The sequence below is a fragment of the Stappia sp. genome, assembly GCF_048261845.1.
Taxonomy (GTDB): domain Bacteria; phylum Pseudomonadota; class Alphaproteobacteria; order Rhizobiales; family Stappiaceae; genus Stappia.
In genome coordinates, this window is the sequence record NZ_JBLXFR010000046.1 from 1 (window position 1) to 20,274 (window position 20,274).

Here is a 20,274-nt window from a genome sequence, read left to right on the forward strand (position 1 = left end):
CATCACGACGCCGAGCACGTCGTCCTCGGCGACATCGTCGCCGACCGAGACGTTCCATTCGGTCAGTTCGGCTTCTGCGATGCCTTCGCCGACATCGGGCAGGTTGATGGTGTAGATGCCCATGGTCTCAGCCCTCCAGAACCTGCGCAAAGGCGCGCTTGATCCGCTCCGGACCGGGGAAATAGGTCCATTCCTGTGCATGCGGATAGGGCGTGTCCCAGCCCGTCACCCGCACGATGGGAGCTTCCAGGTGGTAGAAGCAGGTCTCCTGCACCAGCGCGCTCAGCTCCGCGCCGAAACCGGATGTCTTGGTCGCTTCGTGGATGATGACGCAGCGCCCGGTCTTCTTCACCGAGGCCTCGATCGTCTCGAGGTCCAGCGGGATGAGTGTCCTCAGATCGATGATCTCGGCATCGATGCCTGCCTCTTCCGCCGCCGCTTGCGCGACATAGACCATGGTGCCGTAGGCAAGCACGGTGAGCGCTGCTCCCTCGCGGCGGATCTTCGCCTTGCCGAGCGGGACGGTGTAATAGTCCTCGCTGACGTCGCCGAGGTCGTGCTTCTTCCAGGGAACCACCGGCCGGTCGTGGTGACCGTCGAAGGGGCCGTTGTAGAGCCGCTTCGGTTCCAGGAAGATCACCGGGTCCGGATCCTCGATCGCGGCAAGCAGCAGACCCTTGGCGTCGCGCGGGTTGGACGGCACCACCACCTTGAGGCCCGACACATGGGTGAACAGCGCCTCGGGGCTCTGGCTGTGCGTCTGGCCGCCGAAGATGCCGCCGCCGGTCGGCATGCGGATGACCATCGAGCAGGTGAACTGCCCGGCCGAGCGGTGCCGAAGGCGGGCCGCCTCGCTGACGATCTGGTCATAGGCGGGGTACATGTAGTCGGCGAACTGGATCTCGACGACCGGCTTGAGGCCATAGGCCGCCATGCCGATGCCCGCGCCCACGATGCCGCCCTCGTTGATCGGCGCGTCGAAGCAGCGGTTCGATCCGTATTTCTTCTGCAAACCGGCGGTGCAGCGGAAGACACCGCCGAAATAGCCGACATCCTCGCCGAAAACGACGACCCGCTTGTCCCGGTCCATGGCAAGGTCATGGGCGTTGCGGATCGCCTCGATCATTGTCATGCGTGCCATCTCAGAACCCCGCTTCCTGACGCTGCCGCTGGAGATGCGGCGGCATCTCGGCATAGACGTCGTCGAACATGGAGCGCGGCGAGGGATGCGGACCGGTGATCAGCGTGCCGTTGACCTCGGCCTTCTTCTGGCATGCGCGCACCTCGTCGTTGATCTCGGCCATCGCCTGGGTATGGCGCTCCTCCGACCATTCCCCGATGGTGATCAGATGCGCCTTCAGCCGGGCGATCGGCTCGCCCAAGGGCCAGGCGCTGAATTCGTCCTTGGAGCGGTAGGCGGACGGGTCGTCCGAGGTCGAGTGGCCGCCGGCCCGGTAGGTCACATGCTCGATCAAGGTCGGTCCGAGGCCCGAGCGGGCGCGCTCCGCCGCCCAGCTCGCGACCGCGTGAACGGCCAGATAGTCGTTGCCGTCGACCCGGATCGCGGGAATGCCGAAACCGTGGCCGCGGGCGGCGAAGGTCACCGCACCGCCGCGCGCCATGCCCTGGAAGGTCGAGATCGCCCACTGGTTGTTGACGATGTTGAGGATCACCGGTGCCTTGTACGTGGAGGCGAAGACCATGGCGGCGTGAAAGTCGTTCTCCGAGGTCGACCCGTCGCCGATCCACGCGGCGGCGATCCTGGTGTCGTTGGAGATGGCGGAGGCCATCGCCCAGCCGACCGCCTGGATGAACTGGGTGCCCAGATTGCCGGAGATCGTGAAGAAGCCGTGATCTCGGGCGGAGTACATCACCGGCATCTGCCGTCCGTGCAGCGGGTCGGCGGCGTTGGAATAGATCTGGTTCATCATGTCGGTCATCGGATAACCGCCCGCGATCAGCAGGCCCGCCTGGCGGTAGGTGGGGAAGTTCATGTCCCCGTCCTCCAGTGCCATGCGGAAGGCGCAGGAGACGGCCTCCTCACCCAGATGCTGCATGTAGAAGCTGGTCTTGCCCTGCCGCTGCGCCTTCAGCATGCGCTCGTCGAACTGGCGCAGGGTCAGCATGTGGCGCAGGCCCGTGCGCAGCGCGTCGGCATCAAGCAGGCCTGCCCAGGGGCCCACGGCCTCGCCGGCCTTGTTGAGCACCCTGACGACCGAAAAGGCCATGTCGCGCATGTCCTCGGGCGCCTCGCTGACGTCGGGACGCCGGACGGCACCGGCGCGCGGGATCTCGAAATCGGAGAAATCCGGCGTGTCGCCGGGGCGGCAGCCGGGTTCGGGTACATGCAGGGACAGCGGTCGTGGAGCGGTCATGGAAACTCCCTTGTCGACATCGGTATTCACGGGTCTTGCGGCCCTTGCCGCGAACGGACGGCGGGCGACCTCAGGATCGGTCACGTTCCGCCAGCATGGCACGCGCGACAATGACGCGCATGATCTCGTTGGTTCCCTCGAGGATCTGGTGGACGCGCAGGTCGCGCACGATCTTCTCGATCCCGTAGTCCTCGAGATAGCCGTAGCCGCCAAGCAGCTGCAGCGCGTCATTGGCGACCTTGAACGCGGTGTCGGTGACAAAGCGCTTCGCCATCGCGCAGTATTTGGTCGCGTCCGCCGCGCCCGTGTCCAGTTTCCAGGCGGCCTGGCGCAGGAAGATACGGCCTGCCTGCAACTCCGTTTCCATGTCGGCGAGCCGGAATTGCAGGCCCTGGAACTGGTCGATCGTCTTCCCGAAGGCCTTGCGCTCGCCCATGTAGCGGGTTGCCGCGACAAGCGCTGCCTGCGCACCGCCAAGCGCGCAGGCCGCGATGTTCAGCCGCCCGCCGTCCAGTCCGGCCATGGCGTAGGAAAAGCCCTTGCCTTCCTCGCCGAGGAGGTTTTCCGCCGGCACGGTGCAGTCGTGGAACTGCACCTGGGCCGTCGGCTGCGCCTTCCATCCCATCTTGTGCTCGTTGGCGCCGAAGGACAGCCCCTGGCTGCCGTCTTCCACCACCAGCGTCGAGATGCCTTTCGGCCCGTCCTCGCCGGTGCGGCACATGACGACATAAAGATCGGAGAAGCCGCCGCCGGAGATGAAGGCCTTTGAGCCGTTGAGGACATAGCCCTCGTTGGTCCGGCCGGCCCTGGTGCGCAGCGCGGCGGCATCGGAGCCCGAGCCCGGTTCGGTCAGGCAGTAGGAGGCGATCTTCTCCATGCTCGCCAGCTGCGGCAGGTAGCGCTCGCGCAGGGCCTCGTCGCCGTAGCGGGCGATCATGCCGGCGCACATGTTGTGGATCGACAGGAAGGCGGCAACGGAGGGGCAGGCGGCGGACAGGGCCTCGAAGACAAGCGTCGCGTCAAGCCGGGACAGGCCGGTTCCGCCGAACTCCTCCGGCACGTAGATCGCGCCGAAACCCAGTTCGCCGGCTTGCTTCAGGATGTCGCGCGGAATGGTGCCAGCCTTCTCCCAGGCATAGGCATGCGGCGCGATTGCCTGCTGCCCGAAATCGTGGGCCATGTCGAAGATCAGCGTCTGCTCTTCCGATAGTGCGAAATCCATGATCGGCGCCTCCCCGCCAAGAGGGCCCGGTGCGAACGCCGCCCAGGCCACCAACAACCTATGGTCGAAATATTGCATCGATCATTACCCGGCGCGCTCAAAATTTCATACCGAAATTGCTTCGATTTCGTCGTGATGTGGAATATTCTCCTGTCATTATGAAAAAACAAGGATGATCCTGCTGTGTCCCGACAGATCGACGATACCGACCGCAGAATCCTGAAGGCGCTTGTCGCCAACGGGCGTCTGTCCAATACGGAACTCGCCCGGGAGGTGGGGCTTTCGCCAAGCCCGTGCTGGCAGCGCGTGCGACGGCTGGAGGAGGAGGGGATCATTGCCGGTTACACGGCGGTTCTGGACCACGAACAGCTCGGCGTCGGCGAGACGGTGATGATCGAGGTGTCCCTCGACCGGCACGACGCCGAAGCCCTGGAGGGCTTCGGCAAGGCGATGTCGGAGATCCCGGAGGTGCTCGAGGTCTACCTGATGGCCGGCGACTACGACTATTTCGTCAAGGTGGCGGCAAGCGGAACGAAGGGGGTCGAGGAGTTCCTGCGCGAGCGGCTGTTCCGGGTGTCGGGCCTGCGCCACTCGAAGTCGAGCTTCTCGCTGCGCTGCCTGAAGAAGGTGGTGTCCTGCGTGCCGGCGAAGGGATGACCGGGCGCTCGGGCCGCGCCTGAAACACACGGCGCGAACGCGCTACCCGTCGCGACGCAGGAGCGTGAGCACGAAGAGCGCTCCCACGGACGTCGTGACGATACCGATGGGCAATTCCTGCGGGGCGAGCGCGGTGCGTGAAGCGATGTCGCTGACAAGCAGCAGGCCGGCGCCGATGAGCGCGGCGAGTGGCACGAAACGTCCGTGCAAGGGGCCGGCAAACGCCCGCGCCATGTGAGGCACCATCAAGCCGACAAAGCCGATGACACCGCTGATGGAAACGAACGCGGCGGTGGCGAAGGCGCAGACCAGGAACGTGTTCCGGCGCAGGGCGACGACGTCGACCCCGAGTGTCTGCGCAGTGTCCTCGCCCGCCAGCAAGGCATCGAAGCTGCGGTGGAAGATGACGGCGAAGAGCAGGATCGCGGCAAGACCGGCAGCGGCGACGGGCAGCAGGTCCCAGCGTGCCAGTCCCAGTCCGCCCAGTGTCCAGAACAGGACCGAATGGGCGGCTCTCTGGTCGCCGGCAAAGACCAGATAGTTCGTCAGGGCCATGAACAGGAAGGAGACGGCAAGGCCGGCCAGCACCAGCCGCGCCGGCCCCCGGTCGCCGAGCCGCGAGATCAGCATCAGGACAATGGCGGAAGCGGCCATGCCACCGGCGAATGCGGCGGCGGGAAGCGTCCAGACGCCGAGAAGGTCGCCGGTGACGGTGATCACGAACACCGCACCCGCTGCAGCTCCGGACGACAGCCCGAAGAGGAAGGGATCGGCAAGGTCGTTGCGGGTCGCGGTCTGCAACAGGCATCCGACCGTGCCGAGACCCGCCCCCACCAGCAGTGCCAGCAGGGCGCGGGGGAGGCGCAGGTCGACGACGATCCGGGCAATCGGCCCATCCTCGCCGCGCAGCGCGTCGATCACGGCGGCAAGCGGCAGGGGCGTTGCGCCGATCGCGATCGCGGCCAGCAGCAGGGCGAGGACGCCGAGGAAACCGGCGCACAGCATCAGGGCGAGACGCATGGCTTAGAATGCGTCCGGATGCATGGCGCGGCCGAGCGCTTCGATACCGTCGATATTGGCCGGTCCCGGGGTGATCTGCTCATAACGCAGGGCGAGATAGCGAGCGGATTTCACGGCCTCGACATGCTGCATTACTGGATGCGCCTCAAGGAAGGCGCGCAGCTTGTCGGCACCGCCGCCGCCCTGGTAGTCGAGCAGGATGATGAATTCCGGATCGGATGCGGCAACGGCTTCCCAGGAGGTCGTGCCCCAGCTGGTTTCCATGCCGGCGCTGACATTCTGTCCGCCGGCGGCCTCGATCATTGCCGTCGGCATGGCGAACTTTCCGGCGGTGAACGGCTTGTCCTCTCCGGAATCATACAGGAAGACGCGCGGCCGGTCGGCTGTCGTGAGATGCCGGGAGACCTCCGTCACGCGCGCTTTCCAGCCGGCAACCATTGCCTCGGCCTCGGGTCGCTTGCCGAAGACGGTTCCCAGCCGCAGCATGTCGGCATAAAGCAGGTCCAGCGTCGCCTTGGGCCGTGCCTTGTCGACATGAATGCAGCTTTCCGTGAGGAGCAGCGTCTTGATGCCGTGCGGCGCGAGGATGTCGGGCGTGACGTCACCGCCCGGCTTCATGCCGTAGTACCAGCCGGCGAAGAAGATGTCGGGAGAGACCGCGATCAGGTTTTCGAGGGACGGATATTTGGGGGCTATTTCCGGAATGTCGCCCCGGCGCTCCTCGAACAGGGGGCTGGTCTTGTACCAACCGCTGATCCCGCTGACACCGACCATGTATTCCTGCAGGCCAAGCGCGAAGGCCATCTCGGTCATGTTGATGTCCTGGGTAACCAGGCGCGTGGGGGCTGCGTCGAATGTCAGCGGTTCCCCGCAATTGTCGACTGTCACCGGAAAGGCGAGGGCGGGACTGGCAAGAAGCGAAGCGGCGAGCAGCGTGAAAAGGCGGGTCATCTTGTCCTCATGGAACAGGGAAATGGCGAGCGGTTGGAACGGGCAGCCGGCGGCGGCTCAGGTGCCGGCCGCATTCCGGCGCGGAAGCTCGATCACCGGACCTTCGACCTGCACCGGCGCGACCTGCACCGACGCGACCGGAAAGCGGCCGTCGACCGGGATGTCGAGCACGCTCATGTGCCGGGCCTGGGTCGGATGCGGCAAACGGTGCATGTCGACGCTGAACACATCGCGCACCTGCGCCGAGGTGAGGACGTCCACCGGATGCCCGTAGGCGACCAGGGCACCGGACCGGATGAGCGCGACATGGCTTGCGAAGGCTTCGATCAGCGTCAGGTCGTGCAGGGCGGCAACCACGGTGATGCCGAGCCCCGATACAAGGCTCAGCAATTCGCCGCGTGCCGAGGGGTCGAGATGATTGGTGGGTTCGTCCAGCACCAGGACAGTCGGCTTCTGGCACACGGCCCTCGCGATCTTCGCGCGTTGGCGTTCACCGCCCGAGATGTCGCCCATCCTGCGCTCGCGAAGGGCATCAAGGCCGGCAAGGGCCAATGCCGAACCGGTTGCGTGGAGCGCCGCGCGCGTGCCGATCGTCCGGCGATGCGGCAGATTCCCGAGGGCGACATATTGCCCGACCGTCAGGCGGCTGTCGGTATCATCGTTCTGGCCGACATAGGCGATCGAGCGGGCGCGCTCGGTGATGCCTATGCGCGAATAGGACTGCCCGCCCAGGAGAATGTCTCCTCCGGACGGTGTGCTGATGCCGGCGATCATGCGGATCAGCGTCGATTTTCCAGCTCCGTTGGGGCCGGCGATAACGAGGATCTCGCCGTCATGCACATGCAGGGACAGTTTCTCGACCAGCGTGCCGGCGCGGGGCACGCGATAGGTCACGTCCCGCAGTTCAAGGGCCACGCCGCGTCCTGTGTCATGGCTCATGGCCGCTCCCTCCCGGGCGGCAGCAATGCGGGAATGCGAGAAAGCGTCTTGCCCTTCAGGCCTTCGGGGCGCTGGATGGACGAGCACCAGCCATCATCGAGTTCCGCATATTGCCGGGCGAAGGCGACAAGGGCATCGCTGTCGCGGCCGGGCTCGATGTCGCCGAAGAGATAGGATGCCTTGCCGTCGCCCTGAAACGCGACGGCGCAGGGGCGGTCGCATCCCGCCATGCAGGAGACGACGGACACCTCGAAGCCTTCGAACTCCGGGCCGGAAAGCTCGGTTTCGAGAAGGGTGGCAAGCTTGGTGCCGGGTTGCTCGCGCGTCTCGCGGTTGCGACAGGTGGTGCAGACGACGACGCGGTGACGCCGTTGCCCGTTCGCGTCCCCGTAGAGTGGAATGACTGCCGCCATGTCATGCGCCATGACTGCCTCCCCCTGCCGGAACGGGAGAGCGGACAGCCCGGTCGCGCGAGATGCGACAGGGGGAAAACCGGAATTCAGCAGAACAGTCGATCATGGGACCTCCCGGAACACCCCGTCCGGTTGACGTTGAAAGGGAGATGGCAGGTCTCCTGGCTCGCGGATCGTCGCCGGTTCGCGCCTTCCCGCCCGCTATGCGGACAGTGGCGAGTGCGGATCGGCTAACCGCTTACAGTTGCGGGGGCAGCCACGGTCTCGGTCCCTGATGGGTACGCCTCACCGTGTTCCCTTTTCATGCCTCTGGCGTTTCCGCCGTCGGCAACCATCGGGGGAAACTTCGCAGAAGCGCCGACCTGCCGCAAGCCCCATTGCCGGGTTTCAGGATCCGGACGCGGTCCAGCCGGGGAAGGGATCGGGAAGCTGCGCCCAGGTTTCCGGGACGAAGGCGCCATCGATCACCAGTGCGGCATCGAGTTCGGCGCGGATCTCTGCCTCGTCCATCGCGGCGGTGCCGATGAACACAAGCTCCTGCCGGCGATCTCCCCAGACCGGATCGAGATAGGGTGCCATGGCCGCATGCCAGTCGGGCGCGTCCGGCCAATGCGTCTTGGGAACGGCGGACCACCAGAGCCCCCGCTTTTCGGTCTTCACGAAGGCGCCCGCCTGGGCCAGTTCGCCGACGAAGCGCGGGCGCGTCGCCAACCAGAAAAAGCCCTTGGCCCGGATCACCCCCGGCCAGCCGCGGTCGACGAAGCGCTGGAACGCATCGGGCCGGAAGGGTCGGCGGGCGCGATAGACGAAGGAACGAATGCCGTATTCCTCCGTCTCGGGGATGTGATCCCTGAAGCCGTTGAGTTCCTTGAACCAGAGGGGATGCTCATGCGCCTTTTCGAAGTCGAAGCGGCCGGTTCCCAGAATTTCGGAAAGGGGGACGCGCGCGTGGTCCGCTTCCAGCACGCGGGCATCGGGGTTGAGCGCCTTGACGATCTTGCGCGCGGCGTCGAGCGTTTCCGGTGCGGCGCCGGCGACCTTGTTGAGAACGATCGTGTCGGCAAACTCGATCTGGTCGACCAGAAGGTCGACAAGGGTGCGCTCGTCCTCCTCGCCCAGGGTCTCGCCCCTGTCCCTGAGGAAATCCGTCGAACCGTAGTCGCGCAGGAGATTGGCCGCATCGACCACCGTGACCATCGAATCGAGACGGGCGACATCGGAAAGGCTCTCGCCCGCCTCGTCGCGGAACTCGAAGGTGGAGGCGACGGGAAGGGGCTCGGAAATTCCGGTCGATTCGATCAGCAGGTGGTCGAAACGGCCATCCTCGCAAAGCGCGCGCACTTCCTTAAGGAGATCCTCTCGCAAGGTGCAGCAGATGCAGCCATTGGTCATCTCCACAAGCCGTTCCTGCGTTCGCGAGAGGTTGCCGCCGCCGTCGCGCACGAGGCTCGCGTCAATGTTCACCTCGCTCATGTCGTTGACGATGACCGCGACCCTGAGGCCCTCGCGATTGTTGAGGACGTGGTTGAGAAGCGTCGTCTTGCCGGCGCCGAGGAAGCCGGACAGGACCGTCACGGGGAGGCGTTCTTGCATGGGGAGGCTCCGGAACAGGGGAGGGCAGGGGCGGGCCGGCAACAGGCCGGCCCGCTCGCAGGTTCAGTGGGTGTGATAGTCGAGGCTGAAGGACAGGGTGGCGAAGTGACCGACGCGGTCGGCCTTCTCCGGCTCCGCAGAGGCTTCGTCCGCCGACACGGCGATAACGTTGAGGCCGTTGTTGCGAACCGTGACGCTGGCGCGCCCTTCAGCATCGGTGCGCAGGGCCTTGTTCTCGCTGTCCGTGGTGTATTCCTGGATGACCAGCGTATCGGCCAGCGGCTTGCCGTTGAGCAGCACGGTCACGACAAGCTCGTCGCCGGGCGAAAGTTCGGTGGGATCGCGCTCCGGCACGATTTCCAGCGCCATGCCTTTTGCCTGGCTGGCGAGCGGGGAATGGTCGAGGATCGCGACCGTGTGCTTGAGATAGCGGCCGCCCTGTTTGGCGCCGTCCACTTCCGACTTCGGCTTGTTGACCCATTTCCCGTCGGGCCCTTCGCTCCAATAGCCGTTGTCCATCGTCGCGGTGAGAACGGCGGCGTCCTTCGGCGGCACGACGAGCACATGGTTGCCGCGGTCCTCGGTCGTGGCCGGCGCCGTGGTGCCGTCCTCGAGATGGCCGGTCGCCTGCGTGACCTTGTTCGGATCATAGGCCTCGTCGGAGGCGCCATGGCCGTAGACAATGGCAAGATCGCCGTGGCGCTGGGCGATCCAGATGCCATGGGCCATGGCATCCAGGGCACTGCCCAGAAGAAGGGCGGCGGCCATGGCGGAAAACACGATACCTCGCATGAAACAACTCCGTATGTTATGACATTACATTTCAGGGGAAAGAGAAAGGCGGATGTCTCCGCCTTTCCGGTGGGGAGCGGTCAGGACCGACCGGCCCTGACCCGCGGGAAGGAAGGGGGGGCTAGCTGGCGTCGGCCAGGCAGTCGCGCAGGGAGGTCGCCATGCCGCGGATCAACTCCGCATAGAGATCGGGACCGTCCTTGAGCGAGCTGCCGAGCGGATCGAGAATGCCGGACTTCGCGGCGGTTCCCTCGATCACGACCGAGATCAGCTTCGGCTCGAACTGCGGTTCGGCGAAAACGCAGGCAGCGCCCAGCTCGCCGATCCGCGCACGAATCTCGCTGACGCGCTCGGCGCCCGGCATGACCTCCGGGCTGACGGTGATCGAGCCGGCGGCGGGAATGTCGAAGCGCTTTTCGAAATACTGGTAGGCGTCGTGAAAGACGACGTACCCCTTGCCGCGAACCGGGGCGAGAATGGTGCCGACTTCCTCGATGAGGGCGTCGATCCCGGCGGATGCCGCCGCCGCGTTGTCCGCATAGGCTTTCGCATTGTCCGGATCGGCGGCGCTCAGGGTCTCCTCGATCTCGTGGATCATGGCCTTTGCGTTTTCCGGATCCAGCCAGACATGCGCGTCGAACGCACCGTGCCCGTGCTCGTGGTCATGTCCCGCGTGGTCATGCCCGGCATGCTCCCCCCCGGCATGATCGTCATCGTGATGCTCATGCGCCTCGAAGGCGCCACCCTCGCGGAAGGGGAGTTTCACGAGGCCGTGCGCGTCGATGAGTTCGACGGCCGTCGCCTTGTCGCCGATCGTCTCGATCGGCTTTTCGAGGAAGGCTTCCATCTCGGGGCCGACCCAGAAGACAATGTCGGCATTCTGCAAGCGGCGCGCCTGCGAGGGCTTCAGGCTGTATGTGTGCGGCGAACCGGCGCCTTCCACGATCAGCGCCGGCTCACCGACACCCTTCATCACCGCCGCGACCAGCGAATGAACCGGCTTGACCGAGGCGACGACGTCCGGCGCGGCCTGGCTGGCGGCGACGGAGGCGCCCAGGACAGTGGCGGACAGGAGCAGGGTGCGGAGCGGGGTCATGGCAATCCTCGTTTCGGGCAGGGCAGGTTCGTGGACGTTGACATGTTATAAGATCACAAGATTGCGTTACGCTATAACGTGTGCCATATAGGTCCGCAAGAGCCTTTCGTGCTTTTTGTCCTCGTGATGTGGATCGCCGGTCTTGCCCGCCGGGAGCGGCGGCAGGACACTGGTCCATCCGATTCCAAACTTGGCCTGGCATGTCGAAATCAAATCTGAACATGACGCCTGAAGCGCTGGTGAGCCTGGCGGGTGCCGGCGTGTTTCGCGACGGTCGCTGGCTTGTGCGCGGGGTCGACCTTGCCGTGCATCCGGGCGAGATCGTCACGCTGATCGGGCCGAACGGATCCGGCAAGTCGACCACGGCGAAAACCGCGCTTGGCATCCTCTCGCCAGACGAGGGGCGGGCCGAACGCCGCGCCGGCCTCAGGGTTGGCTACGTGCCCCAGAAGCTCAGCATCGACTGGACGCTGCCCCTGACCGTTGAGCGCTTTCTCGCCCTTACCGGCAAGGTCGGGCGAACGGCGACCACGTCTGCGTTGGAGGCGACGGGCATCCCGCATCTGGCCGGGGCGGAAATGCGCAACCTGTCAGGCGGCGAGTTCCAGCGTGCCCTGCTGGCGCGTGCCATCTGCCGCAAGCCGGACTTGCTGGTTCTCGACGAACCGGTGCAGGGCGTGGACTTTTCCGGCGAGATCGCCCTTTACGACCTGATCGGCCGGATTCGCGACGATCTGGGTTGCGGGGTGCTGCTGATCTCGCATGACCTGCATGTGGTGATGGCGGCGACGGATCACGTGGTCTGCCTCAACGGCCATGTCTGCTGCCAGGGCGCGCCGACGGCCGTCGCCTCGAGCCCCGCCTATCGCCAGCTTTTCGGCGCCCGTGCCGATGCGACGCTGGCGGTCTACGAACACCATCACGACCATACCCATCTGGAGGATGGCCGCGTGCTTCACGCAGACGGCACCATCACCGAACATTGCCACCCCGATGATGGTCATCATCATGACCACGGCCAGGATGGCCAGGGCAAGGCCGGGAGCGCGCCTGTCCCGGCCGGCGGGAACGAGGCGGCACGGCACAAGGTCGGGGAGGCCGGGCATGCTCGATGACTTCTTCGTTCGCGCGCTTGTCGCGGGCATCGGCGTTGCGCTGGTCGCTGGCCCTCTCGGCTGTTTCATCGTCTGGCGCCGCCTTGCCTATTTCGGCGATACGCTGTCGCATGCGGCGCTTCTGGGCGTGGCGCTCGCCTTCCTGTTCGAGGTGAACATCACCCTGGCGGTGTTTGCCGTGTCGGTGCTCGTCTCGCTGGCCCTCCTGCTGCTGCAGCGCCGGGCCTCGCTGTCCTCCGACGCGCTTCTCGGCTTGCTGGCGCATTCATCGCTGGCACTCGGGTTGATGGCGCTGGCGTTCATGAGCTGGGTACGGATCGATCTGATGGGCTTTCTCTTTGGCGACATTCTCGCGGTGTCGACCCTGGACATTCTCGCCATCTACGCCGGTGGCGTGTTCGTCCTTGTCGTGCTGGCAGCGATCTGGACGCCGCTCTTCGCCGCCACCATCAACCGCGAACTGGCGGAGGCGGAGGGACTGCGTCCCGACCGGGCAAATCTGGTCTTCATGATCCTGCTGGCGACAGTCATCGCGATTTCGATGAAGATCGTCGGTGTGCTGCTGATCACCGCGATGCTGATCATTCCGGCCGCCACGGCGCGCCGGCTGTCGACCGGCCCCGAACAGATGGCGGTGCTTGCGGCCCTGGTCGGTGTTGTCGCCGTGATAGGCGGTCTTTTCGGGTCGCTTGAATGGGATACGCCGTCGGGCCCCTCGATCGTGGTTGCGGCGCTGGCCCTGTTTCTCCTGAGCCTCAGTCCGCTGGCCGGGATGATTGCGGGAATGAGGCGCGGCGGAGCGGCCGCGAAAACGGAAGGCGAGAGACCATGAACGTGAGCCATCAGATGCCTGCGGGCCTGACGCGCAACCAGAGCCTCGTCCTGTCGGCCCTGTCACGGGCCAACGCGCCGCTCAGCGCCTACACGATCCTCGACCAGCTGCGCGAGGAGGGCTTTCGGGCGCCTCCCCAGGTCTACCGCGCGCTCGACAAGCTAGTGGAAATGGGGGCCGTGCACAGGCTGGAAAGCCTCAACGCCTTCGTTGCCTGTCGCCATCCCGATTGCGACGGGCACGAGACCGTCGCCTTCGCCATCTGCGACACGTGCGGGATGGTCGCCGAACTGAGCGATGACGAGCTTGCCCATCATCTCAAGGATCTGGCCAGGAAAACGGGATTTGTCCTGAGGAAATCGACGGTGGAACTGCGTGGTACTTGTGCGAGTTGCCAAGCGGCCTGAGAGCAGGCCGCACCCTCATCCGGTGGATTGAGGACCGATCTAGGCCTGCGGCAACAGGAAGGGCACATTGCCCGGCGGAAGCGCCGAGACTTTCAGCGGATGGTCGAAGGCCTCGGAGATGAGGCTGTCGGTGATCACCTCGCGCGGGGTGCCGCGTGCCAGCAGGCGCCCGGATTTCATCACCAGCACCTGGTCGGCATAGAGCGCCGTCAAATTGAGATCGTGCAGGACGGCCACGACGCCGCCGCCCTGACGGGCGTAGCCGGCGGCCACGTCCATGATCAGCAACTGGTGCTTGATGTCGAGACTGGAGATCGGCTCGTCCAGGAACAGCCAGCGCGGGATACCGTCCGGGCAGGGCTCCCAGACCTGGCAGAGCACGCGAGCCAGCTGCACCCGCTGCTGCTCGCCGCCGGAAAGCGACTGGTAGGCACGTGGCGCGAAGCCCGAGAGGTCGACCCGTTCGAGCGCTTCGGAAACGCGCCTTTGGGCGTTGTCGGCCATCGAGATCCCGCGCCTGATGCCGAGGCGCACGACCTCTGCGACCGTGAGCGGGAAGGCGAGGCTGGTGTGCTGGGCAAGCACCGCGCGCAAGGGCGCCAGCGCCTCCGGCGAAACGCCCTCCACGCGGGTTCCGTTGAGGGTGACCGAACCCGAATAGCGCAGTTCGCCGGTGATTGCCTTGAGCAGCGTGCTCTTGCCCGAGCCGTTCGGCCCGACGATGACGCTGAGGCTGCCGGCCTGCGCCTCGAAGGAGACGCCATGGACAATCGGCGTGCCCGAGATCGAAACGGCGAGGTTGCCGATTTCCAGGGTGTCTGACGACAGGGCGTTCATGCCTGGACCAGTCCTTTCCGCCGCAGCAGGATCCAGAGGAAGAAGGGCGCGCCGGCAAGCGCGGTGAGAATGCCGATCGGCAGTTCGGCCGGCGCCACGATGATACGGCTGACCGTGTCCGCCAGGATCAGCATGCTGGCGCCCAGAAGTGCGCAGGCCGGCAGCAGGTAGCGATGGTCCGGACCGATCGTCAGGCGCAAAAGATGCGGCACCACGATGCCGACGAAGCCGATGCCGCCGCTGACCGCGACCGATGCGCCGGTCGCGGCGGCAACCGCGACGATGGCGATCGACTTCAGCCGCTGCACCCGGATGCCGAGATGGCCGGCCGCCGCCTCGCCCAGAAACAGGGCGTTGAGGCCGTTGGCGAGAAACGGCACGCCAAGGAGAACCACGGCGATGATCGGGCCGGCCGTCAGCACCTTCTCCCAGGTGGCGCCGGCCAGCGACCCCAGTCCCCAGAATGTGAGATCCCGCAACTGCTGGTCGTCGGCGACATAGACCAGAAGGCCGGTGATGGCGCCGGCGAGCGCGCCGAGCGCGATGCCGGCAAGCAGCATCGTTGCGACCGAGGTCATGCCGTCGCGCGTGCCGATCCTGTAGAGCGCGAATGTCGTGGCGAGCCCGCCGAGAAAGGCTGCCAGCGGCAGTGCGTAGATGCCCGCCAGTTGCACGACCGGGGCAAGGAAGGTGCCGCCGAGCACGATCATCGCGGCGGCTCCGAGCCCTGCGCCGGCCGAAACGCCGACAATGCCGGGATCGGCGAGCGGATTGCGGAAAAGTCCCTGCATCACCGCCCCGGACACCGCAAGCGATGCGCCGACCAGCGCCCCCAGCACCACGCGCGGCAGACGCACCTCCATCATGACGATCCGGTCGCGCAATGCCGAAGGGTCGGCGTCGGTGCCGTCCGCAAAGCCCTGGAAGACGGCAGTGAGACTGATGCTGAGCGCGCCGCTGGAGAGCGAGACCGCCATCGTGCACAGGAGGGCGAATGCCAGCACGGCGATCGTCAGCCGTGCGAGCGGCTCCCTGTCGCCCTGCCTTGCCTGTTCCAGGACCTGCAGGGGCAGCAGGCGGGCGGGCACGGAAATTTCCCGCAAGCTCATGCCGGCATTCCTTCCTTAGAGGCCGTGTTCGGCAAGGGCCGCCGAAAGGTCCCGCACGGCGGCGCCGGTGCGAGGACCGAAGCCGAGCAGATAGAGGCCGTCCATGCGGATCAACCGCTTGTTGACGCCGGCCGGTGTCTGCGCGATCGCCGGGTGGGACAGCACGTCGTCGACGGGGGCTGCATGGCCCTCGCCGCGGCTGATCATCAGGATCGCATCCGGCGCGGCCGATATGACGGCCTCGTCGTTGAGCTGCTTGTAGCCGGCGAAATCGGGGAAGGCGTTCTGCGCGCCCGCCATGGAGAGAATGCCGTCGGCGGCCGTGCCGGAGCCCGACGCGAGGATGCGCCCGCCATTCATCGACAGGATGAAGAGAATGCGCGCATCGCGTCCGCGCGCGGACGCCTCCGCCATGGCGGTGTCGAGGTCGGTCTTGACCTTCTCGGCGAGTTCCCCGGCCTTGGCCTCGACGCCAAGCGACTTGCCGATAATGTCGATCTTGTCGAGGATCCCCTTGTCGTCATAGCGCTCCGGGACGGTGACATAGGGAACGCCGGCCGCCTTGAGCACGGTCAGGGTTTCCGGCGGGCCGCTTCCCTCCAGCGTCAGGATCGCGTCCGGCTTGACCGACAGCACGCCCTCGGGCGCCAGTGCGCGCATGTAGCCGACATCGGGAAGCTTTGTCGCCGCCTCGGGATAGCCGCTGGTGGTGTCGCGCGCGACAAGCCGGCCTTCTTCTCCCAGTGCGTAGACGATTTCGGTGACGGAGCCCCCGATCGCGACGATCCGCTGCGCGTCGGCAAGGCTCTCGCCCTCGGCGAGACCCGGTCCGGCAAGGGCCGCCGCCAGGGCAAACCCGGCACCGCCGAGGAAACGGGCGACGCTGCGCGGCAAAGTGGGTGTGTTCATGACTGCCATGTCCTCGTTCACTCCGCGGCGACGGCTTCGGGGCGCGGCAGGTCCTGGACCAGCTCGCGCCAGTCGGAGCGCTCGACATTGCCTTCCTTGCGCAGCCCGAAGAACTGGATGATCAGGGTCCCGTTCGCATCGAAGGCCTCGACGGACGTGACATGACCGTCCTTGGTCGGCTTGCGCACGGCCCAGGCCTCGGCGATGTGATCGGTGCGCAGGTGCAGATGGAAGCCGGGGTCCATGACATTGATCCACGGGCCCATGCTGGCGATCCTGGCGACCGGGCCGGAATGGATCTGGATGCAGCCACGACTGCCGACGAAGCACATGATCGGCAATTCAGTCTCGGCCGCGCGCTGCAGCAGGTCGGTGACGGCGGAGGGGTCGAGCACCCACGCGTTGTGCTCTCCGGCAAGCGTCAGGGCGTTCAACCGGTGCAGGTCGAGGTCGCGCAGCATGCCGTGAAACTGGTGCGGGTCCGTCAGGTTCTCCCAACGCTCGCGCAATGCGTCCTGCTTCTCGGTGTCCGGCTGCGGCCGCGAGGCGGGTTTGGCGGGAACCACGTCCTGCAACAGGCCGGGCGCCTGGTCCTCGGCGAGGAGGCCCCTCACCAGTGCTTCCCAGGCGTCCAGATCGGTCTTGTCGCGCGTATGGATCTTGTGCACCGCATCGCCATGCGCATCGAAGAACTGCAGGCTGTGGCGGACGGTCCCGTCTTCCTGCGGCTTGGCGACGGCGAATCCGTGGACCCAAAGGGCAGGGAACATGCGGGTGTCGATATCGGCGCCCAGCATCATCGCGGCGTGCTTGCCGGGGATGAACTTGTCGTAGACGCCGGCCTTTTCGTGCACGGCACTCTCGTTGCGGGTGAGCGCGAGAACTTCGCCGACGGCTTCCAGCCCCTTGAAGATCTCATCGAAGCGGATGTCGATCCGCCGCACCGTGTCGCCACAGAATGCAGCGACGAATTCCGCCTCGCTCAGTTCGAGCATGGCGGCGAGATCGCGCTCGCGCATTTTGGGGTTGGTCTCGCGCATCCGCCGGATGTGGGCGAAATCGGTTGTTTCACGCGTCATGGGTCACCTCTGGAAATGGAGCGCAGAGTGGTCAAGCTGGCGCTGCCAGGCCACTTGCAGTTGCGCCAGTTCGCGCCCGCGCTTGCATCCCGTCGTCCAACCTGTTGCGCGAAAAGGGGGTTCCCTCTCGGTGTCGCGTGGCGGCGGGAGTGTGCTGGCTAAGGTGCCGAACGATTGCTGGACGATCGGAAGCCCGATCTCATACTTGACTCAATTACTCATGTTTTGTATCGACATCAATACCTGAGTATGAGACTCAACTTCTATCAACAATCGAGAAGCAAGCAAGCGCGTGCCAGCGAGCGGTCGAGGAATGCGTGGAGTTTGGACATGGGGCTGGCAGGCTCGAACTGGAATGAAGCATCGGCGCGTCGCATCGCGCATCTGATGGGCGGCGTGGCGCTTTGCACGCTGGCCGGTCTTGCGCACGCGAACGCACAGGACGGCGGCGACGGGGCGTCCGCATCCTGGCCGACAGCACTGCAGCGCATCGTCGTTGGTGCCGGTCAGGAGAAGATCGCCATCGACACGCCGCAGGCGGTCACCGTCCTCAATCAGGAGGATATCGACGCCGAGCAGGCGATGACCGTTGGCGATCTCTTCCGCCAGGTTCCGGGCGTGAGCGTCATCGGCAGCGACCGCATCGGCGGTCAGTCCTTCAACATCCGCGGTATCGGCGATCTCGGCTCCTCCGACGAATCGAAGATCATCGTGTCGGTCGACGGCGCGGTGAAGTTCTACGAGCAGTACCGTATGGGCTCGTTCTTCTCCGATCCGGAGCTGTACAAGCGGGTCGAGATCCTGCGCGGACCGGCATCCTCCACCCTTTACGGTTCGGGCGCGATCGGCGGCGTCATCAACTTCACCACCAAGGATGCATCGGACTTCCTCAAGCCCGGCGAGACCGGCGCTGTTCGCCTGAAGACGATGTACGATTCCAACAAGGACGGTGCGCTGGCCTCGATCGTTGCGGCCTATCGCTTCTCCGAGCAGACCGAGATGCTTCTGAACGGCAGCTTCCGCCGCTCGGACGAGTATGAGAACGGTCTCGGCCAACCGATTCCCGGCTCGGAATTCTCGTCCTTCTCGGGCCTTGCCAAGGTCACGCACCGCTTTGGCGACAACAACGAGCAGCAGATCCGCCTGTCCTACCAGCGCTGGCAGAGCGACGAGGACGACACGGAGTACTCGCAGACCGGCACGCTCGGGTTTGGCACGATCGACCGCGAGATCACCGACCAGACCGTCGTCTTCGCCTACGAGAACCCGGCAAGCGACAATCCCTGGCTCGACCTGAAGCTGAACCTGTCCTTCTCGGACACGCAGGTGAACCAGAGCAATGCGGTCTCACCGTTTCCGCATCCGCTCTTCTTCGATGGCGAGTACGCCTACCGCACATGGGCGGCGAAGCTCGAGAACACGATCGAGCATCAAGGCGATCGCTTCGAGAACTATTTCACCTTCGGCGGCCAGCTCAGCTATCAGGAGCGCATTGCCACCACGATGGTCGGCCCGGTTTCGTTCCATCCGGAAGGCACCGACACGAAATACGGCGTCTTCTTCCAGAACGAGTTCATCTGGGACGGGCGGCTGACGATCATCCCCGGTGCGCGCATCGATTTCGTCAATCTGGAGCCGTCCTCGGCCGTCCTAGGCGCAGCGAGCCGGCAGGAAACGGCGTTCTCGCCGAAGCTTGCCGTGATGTACAAGGTCAACGACACGTTCTCCCTGTTCGGCTCCGTCGCCCATACCGAGCGCGTGCCGACCCTCGATGAACTGTTCTCGACCAATCCGCCCGACGTCACCTATCCCGGCGGACGTGTCATCAGCCCGGGCCTCAACAAGGAAACCTCCAACGCGGCCGAGATCGGCTTCACCGTCTCCGGCTATGACGTCTTCACCGGCAATGACAACCTGCAGGTCAAGACGACCGGCTTCTACAACGACCTGAAGAACCTGATCGCGCCGAACCCGGCGACCGGACTGGGAACGCCGGTTCCCTACTATGTGAACATCAACCGGGCGAAGATCTTCGGCGTCGAGGTCGAGGCGGCCTACGATTCGGAGTTCGTGGTCGCCAACCTGGCGTTCAGCCACATCCATGGCGAGGACAAGTCGACCGGCGCGACGCTGAACACGATCCCGGCCGACACGCTGGCCGTGACGCTTGGCGGGCGGCTGCCCGACTACGACGTCTCGTTCGGCTGGCGTGGCCTTTTCGCCGGATCCATCGCGACAGGCGCGACCGCCCGCCCGGGCCGGGGCTTTGGCGGCTACGCGGTGCATGACCTGTTCGCCGACTGGAAGCCGGACGAGGGAACCTTCGCGGGCTTCGAGGTTCGTGGCTCCGTGGAAAATCTCTTCGACAAGCAGTATCGCGCGAACCTTTCCGGCGACGACGGCAAGGGGCGCACGTTCAAGCTGACCCTGGCAAAGACCCTCGGCTGGTAAGCAAGGCAAGGAGTGCATGATGGGACGCGGGATTGAACTGGTGGCGGCGGCGGCATTGACTGCCGTCGCCCTTTGGGCAGGGCAGGCGAGGGCGGAAGACCAGCCCTCGCAACAGGCCGGTACCGCTCCCGCCCTTTATATCGAACTGAACCGCGTCGCCTCTGGCGACGCGGACGGGTGCCGGCTGACCTTCGTCGTGCGCAACGCCACCGGAGCGGATCTTCCCGAACCGCGTTTCGAGTTCGTGCTGTTCGACAAGGACGGCCTTGTCGACCGGCTGACGACGTTCGATTTCGGGGCGCTTGTGACCGACAAGACCTCGGTGCGCCAGTTCGACCTCCCGGGTGCGTCCTGCGACAGGCTCGGCCGCATTCTGGTGAACGGGCCGGCCCGCTGCGGCGACGGTTCCGCGCCGCATTGCAAGGCGGAACTCTCGCTTGCAAGCCGCACCGACATTCCCCTGAACCGATAGGAAAC

The 20,274-nt window shown here is 65.6% G+C and carries 21 protein-coding genes and 1 riboswitch; of the genes, 6 read left to right on the forward strand and 15 right to left on the reverse strand.

The annotated features are described in order from the left end of the window. The 4 genes from ACN0T5_RS16155 to ACN0T5_RS16170 form a co-directional block, all read right to left on the reverse strand. A partial coding sequence (locus tag ACN0T5_RS16155) for a biotin/lipoyl-containing protein (protein ID WP_417769672.1) occupies positions 1-123 on the reverse strand: 123 nt, incomplete at its 3' end. A 4-nt stretch (positions 124-127) separates the two neighbouring features. Then, positions 128-1,141, reverse strand: a complete 1,014-nt coding sequence (locus ACN0T5_RS16160; protein WP_417769639.1) for an alpha-ketoacid dehydrogenase subunit beta — start codon at positions 1,139-1,141, stop codon at positions 128-130. Between the two features lies 1 nt (position 1,142). Then, positions 1,143-2,375 carry a 3-methyl-2-oxobutanoate dehydrogenase (2-methylpropanoyl-transferring) subunit alpha gene (locus ACN0T5_RS16165; RefSeq protein ID WP_417769640.1) on the reverse strand — a complete coding sequence of 411 codons (1,233 nt, stop codon included), beginning with the start codon at positions 2,373-2,375 and terminating at the stop codon, positions 1,143-1,145. A gap of 70 nt (positions 2,376-2,445) precedes the next feature. Continuing rightward, on the reverse strand, positions 2,446-3,597 hold the full coding sequence (locus tag ACN0T5_RS16170) for an acyl-CoA dehydrogenase family protein (RefSeq protein WP_417769641.1): 1,152 nt from the start codon (positions 3,595-3,597) through the stop codon (positions 2,446-2,448). A 183-nt stretch (positions 3,598-3,780) separates the two neighbouring features. Here ACN0T5_RS16170 and ACN0T5_RS16175 point away from each other — a divergent pair, with 183 nt between their 5' ends. Beyond that, positions 3,781-4,254 (forward strand): Lrp/AsnC family transcriptional regulator, encoded by a 474-nt coding sequence (locus tag ACN0T5_RS16175; protein WP_417769642.1) that lies wholly within the window; start codon positions 3,781-3,783, stop codon positions 4,252-4,254. 42 nt (positions 4,255-4,296) lie between these two features. Here ACN0T5_RS16175 and ACN0T5_RS16180 read toward each other — a convergent pair whose 3' ends face one another. From ACN0T5_RS16180 to znuA, 7 genes are all read right to left on the reverse strand, one after another. Then, positions 4,297-5,274, reverse strand: coding sequence for a FecCD family ABC transporter permease (locus ACN0T5_RS16180; RefSeq protein WP_417769643.1), 978 nt, complete (start codon positions 5,272-5,274; stop codon positions 4,297-4,299). 3 nt (positions 5,275-5,277) lie between these two features. Further along, entirely contained in the window at positions 5,278-6,225 is a 948-nt protein-coding gene (locus ACN0T5_RS16185; protein ID WP_417769644.1) for an ABC transporter substrate-binding protein, read from the reverse strand. 57 nt (positions 6,226-6,282) lie between these two features. Next, positions 6,283-7,164 (reverse strand): ABC transporter ATP-binding protein, encoded by an 882-nt coding sequence (locus ACN0T5_RS16190; protein ID WP_417769645.1) that lies wholly within the window; start codon positions 7,162-7,164, stop codon positions 6,283-6,285. Next, positions 7,161-7,589 (reverse strand): DUF1636 family protein, encoded by a 429-nt coding sequence (locus ACN0T5_RS16195; RefSeq protein WP_417769646.1) that lies wholly within the window; start codon positions 7,587-7,589, stop codon positions 7,161-7,163. The genes ACN0T5_RS16190 and ACN0T5_RS16195 overlap by 4 nt, the downstream gene beginning before the upstream one ends. A 121-nt stretch (positions 7,590-7,710) precedes the next feature. Beyond that, a riboswitch (cobalamin riboswitch) is annotated at positions 7,711-7,928 on the reverse strand. A 36-nt stretch (positions 7,929-7,964) separates the two neighbouring features. Then, the gene (locus tag ACN0T5_RS16200) at positions 7,965-9,170 is read right to left on the reverse strand and encodes a GTP-binding protein (protein ID WP_417769647.1); all 1,206 of its coding nucleotides are present in this window, start codon (positions 9,168-9,170) and stop codon (positions 7,965-7,967) included. A gap of 63 nt (positions 9,171-9,233) precedes the next feature. After that, positions 9,234-9,962: a DUF4198 domain-containing protein gene (locus ACN0T5_RS16205; protein WP_417769648.1), complete on the reverse strand. Its 729-nt coding sequence runs from the start codon at positions 9,960-9,962 to the stop codon at positions 9,234-9,236. Between the two features lie 121 nt (positions 9,963-10,083). Further along, on the reverse strand, positions 10,084-11,058 hold the full coding sequence (gene znuA, locus ACN0T5_RS16210) for a zinc ABC transporter substrate-binding protein ZnuA (RefSeq protein ID WP_417769649.1): 975 nt from the start codon (positions 11,056-11,058) through the stop codon (positions 10,084-10,086). A gap of 221 nt (positions 11,059-11,279) precedes the next feature. Here znuA and ACN0T5_RS16215 point away from each other — a divergent pair, with 221 nt between their 5' ends. From ACN0T5_RS16215 to ACN0T5_RS16225, 3 genes are read left to right on the forward strand one after another with little or no spacing between them, the layout of a single operon-like run. Beyond that, on the forward strand, positions 11,280-12,173 hold the full coding sequence (locus tag ACN0T5_RS16215; RefSeq protein WP_417769650.1) for an ATP-binding cassette domain-containing protein: 894 nt from the start codon (positions 11,280-11,282) through the stop codon (positions 12,171-12,173). Further along, entirely contained in the window at positions 12,163-13,005 is an 843-nt protein-coding gene (locus ACN0T5_RS16220) for a metal ABC transporter permease (RefSeq protein ID WP_417769651.1), read from the forward strand. The genes ACN0T5_RS16215 and ACN0T5_RS16220 overlap by 11 nt, the downstream gene beginning before the upstream one ends. Next, positions 13,002-13,412: a Fur family transcriptional regulator gene (locus tag ACN0T5_RS16225; RefSeq protein ID WP_417769652.1), complete on the forward strand. Its 411-nt coding sequence runs from the start codon at positions 13,002-13,004 to the stop codon at positions 13,410-13,412. The genes ACN0T5_RS16220 and ACN0T5_RS16225 overlap by 4 nt, the downstream gene beginning before the upstream one ends. A 39-nt stretch (positions 13,413-13,451) precedes the next feature. Here the strand turns inward: ACN0T5_RS16225 and ACN0T5_RS16230 are convergent, their stop codons facing one another. Genes ACN0T5_RS16230 through ACN0T5_RS16245 form a run of 4 tightly spaced genes read right to left on the reverse strand, consistent with a single transcriptional unit; the run spans position 13,452 to position 17,346 of the window. After that, positions 13,452-14,249 (reverse strand): heme ABC transporter ATP-binding protein, encoded by a 798-nt coding sequence (locus ACN0T5_RS16230; protein WP_417769653.1) that lies wholly within the window; start codon positions 14,247-14,249, stop codon positions 13,452-13,454. Next, positions 14,246-15,358, reverse strand: a complete 1,113-nt coding sequence (locus tag ACN0T5_RS16235; RefSeq protein WP_417769654.1) for a FecCD family ABC transporter permease — start codon at positions 15,356-15,358, stop codon at positions 14,246-14,248. Before ACN0T5_RS16235 ends, ACN0T5_RS16230 begins: the two co-directional genes overlap by 4 nt. A gap of 15 nt (positions 15,359-15,373) precedes the next feature. Then, the gene (locus tag ACN0T5_RS16240) at positions 15,374-16,267 is read right to left on the reverse strand and encodes a heme/hemin ABC transporter substrate-binding protein (RefSeq protein WP_417769655.1); all 894 of its coding nucleotides are present in this window, start codon (positions 16,265-16,267) and stop codon (positions 15,374-15,376) included. Positions 16,268-16,284: 17 nt separating this feature from the next. After that, complete coding sequence (locus tag ACN0T5_RS16245) at positions 16,285-17,346, reverse strand: hemin-degrading factor (RefSeq protein ID WP_417769656.1); 1,062 nt, start codon at positions 17,344-17,346, stop codon at positions 16,285-16,287. Positions 17,347-17,676: 330 nt separating this feature from the next. Here ACN0T5_RS16245 and ACN0T5_RS16250 point away from each other — a divergent pair, with 330 nt between their 5' ends. Both ACN0T5_RS16250 and ACN0T5_RS16255 read left to right on the forward strand, forming a co-directional pair. Beyond that, positions 17,677-19,797, forward strand: coding sequence for a TonB-dependent hemoglobin/transferrin/lactoferrin family receptor (locus ACN0T5_RS16250; protein WP_417769657.1), 2,121 nt, complete (start codon positions 17,677-17,679; stop codon positions 19,795-19,797). 19 nt (positions 19,798-19,816) lie between these two features. Then, positions 19,817-20,269: a hypothetical protein gene (locus ACN0T5_RS16255; RefSeq protein WP_417769658.1), complete on the forward strand. Its 453-nt coding sequence runs from the start codon at positions 19,817-19,819 to the stop codon at positions 20,267-20,269. Positions 20,270-20,274 lie beyond the last annotated feature (5 nt).

Coding starts and splice junctions, on each gene's coding strand:
- ACN0T5_RS16240 (WP_417769655.1), bottom strand. CDS start 16,267: ATGAACACACCCACTTTGCCGCGCAGCGTCGCCCGTTTCCTCGGCGGT.
- znuA (WP_417769649.1), bottom strand. CDS start 11,058: ATGACCCCGCTCCGCACCCTGCTCCTGTCCGCCACTGTCCTGGGCGCC.
- ACN0T5_RS16205 (WP_417769648.1), bottom strand. CDS start 9,962: ATGCGAGGTATCGTGTTTTCCGCCATGGCCGCCGCCCTTCTTCTGGGC.
- ACN0T5_RS16250 (WP_417769657.1), top strand. CDS start 17,677: ATGGGGCTGGCAGGCTCGAACTGGAATGAAGCATCGGCGCGTCGCATC.
- ACN0T5_RS16190 (WP_417769645.1), bottom strand. CDS start 7,164: ATGAGCCATGACACAGGACGCGGCGTGGCCCTTGAACTGCGGGACGTG.
- ACN0T5_RS16185 (WP_417769644.1), bottom strand. CDS start 6,225: ATGACCCGCCTTTTCACGCTGCTCGCCGCTTCGCTTCTTGCCAGTCCC.
- ACN0T5_RS16180 (WP_417769643.1), bottom strand. CDS start 5,274: ATGCGTCTCGCCCTGATGCTGTGCGCCGGTTTCCTCGGCGTCCTCGCC.
- ACN0T5_RS16245 (WP_417769656.1), bottom strand. CDS start 17,346: ATGACGCGTGAAACAACCGATTTCGCCCACATCCGGCGGATGCGCGAG.
- ACN0T5_RS16225 (WP_417769652.1), top strand. CDS start 13,002: ATGAACGTGAGCCATCAGATGCCTGCGGGCCTGACGCGCAACCAGAGC.
- ACN0T5_RS16220 (WP_417769651.1), top strand. CDS start 12,163: ATGCTCGATGACTTCTTCGTTCGCGCGCTTGTCGCGGGCATCGGCGTT.
- ACN0T5_RS16170 (WP_417769641.1), bottom strand. CDS start 3,597: ATGGATTTCGCACTATCGGAAGAGCAGACGCTGATCTTCGACATGGCC.
- ACN0T5_RS16255 (WP_417769658.1), top strand. CDS start 19,817: ATGGGACGCGGGATTGAACTGGTGGCGGCGGCGGCATTGACTGCCGTC.
- ACN0T5_RS16165 (WP_417769640.1), bottom strand. CDS start 2,375: ATGACCGCTCCACGACCGCTGTCCCTGCATGTACCCGAACCCGGCTGC.
- ACN0T5_RS16195 (WP_417769646.1), bottom strand. CDS start 7,589: ATGGCGCATGACATGGCGGCAGTCATTCCACTCTACGGGGACGCGAAC.
- ACN0T5_RS16215 (WP_417769650.1), top strand. CDS start 11,280: ATGACGCCTGAAGCGCTGGTGAGCCTGGCGGGTGCCGGCGTGTTTCGC.
- ACN0T5_RS16160 (WP_417769639.1), bottom strand. CDS start 1,141: ATGGCACGCATGACAATGATCGAGGCGATCCGCAACGCCCATGACCTT.
- ACN0T5_RS16235 (WP_417769654.1), bottom strand. CDS start 15,358: ATGAGCTTGCGGGAAATTTCCGTGCCCGCCCGCCTGCTGCCCCTGCAG.
- ACN0T5_RS16230 (WP_417769653.1), bottom strand. CDS start 14,249: ATGAACGCCCTGTCGTCAGACACCCTGGAAATCGGCAACCTCGCCGTT.
- ACN0T5_RS16200 (WP_417769647.1), bottom strand. CDS start 9,170: ATGCAAGAACGCCTCCCCGTGACGGTCCTGTCCGGCTTCCTCGGCGCC.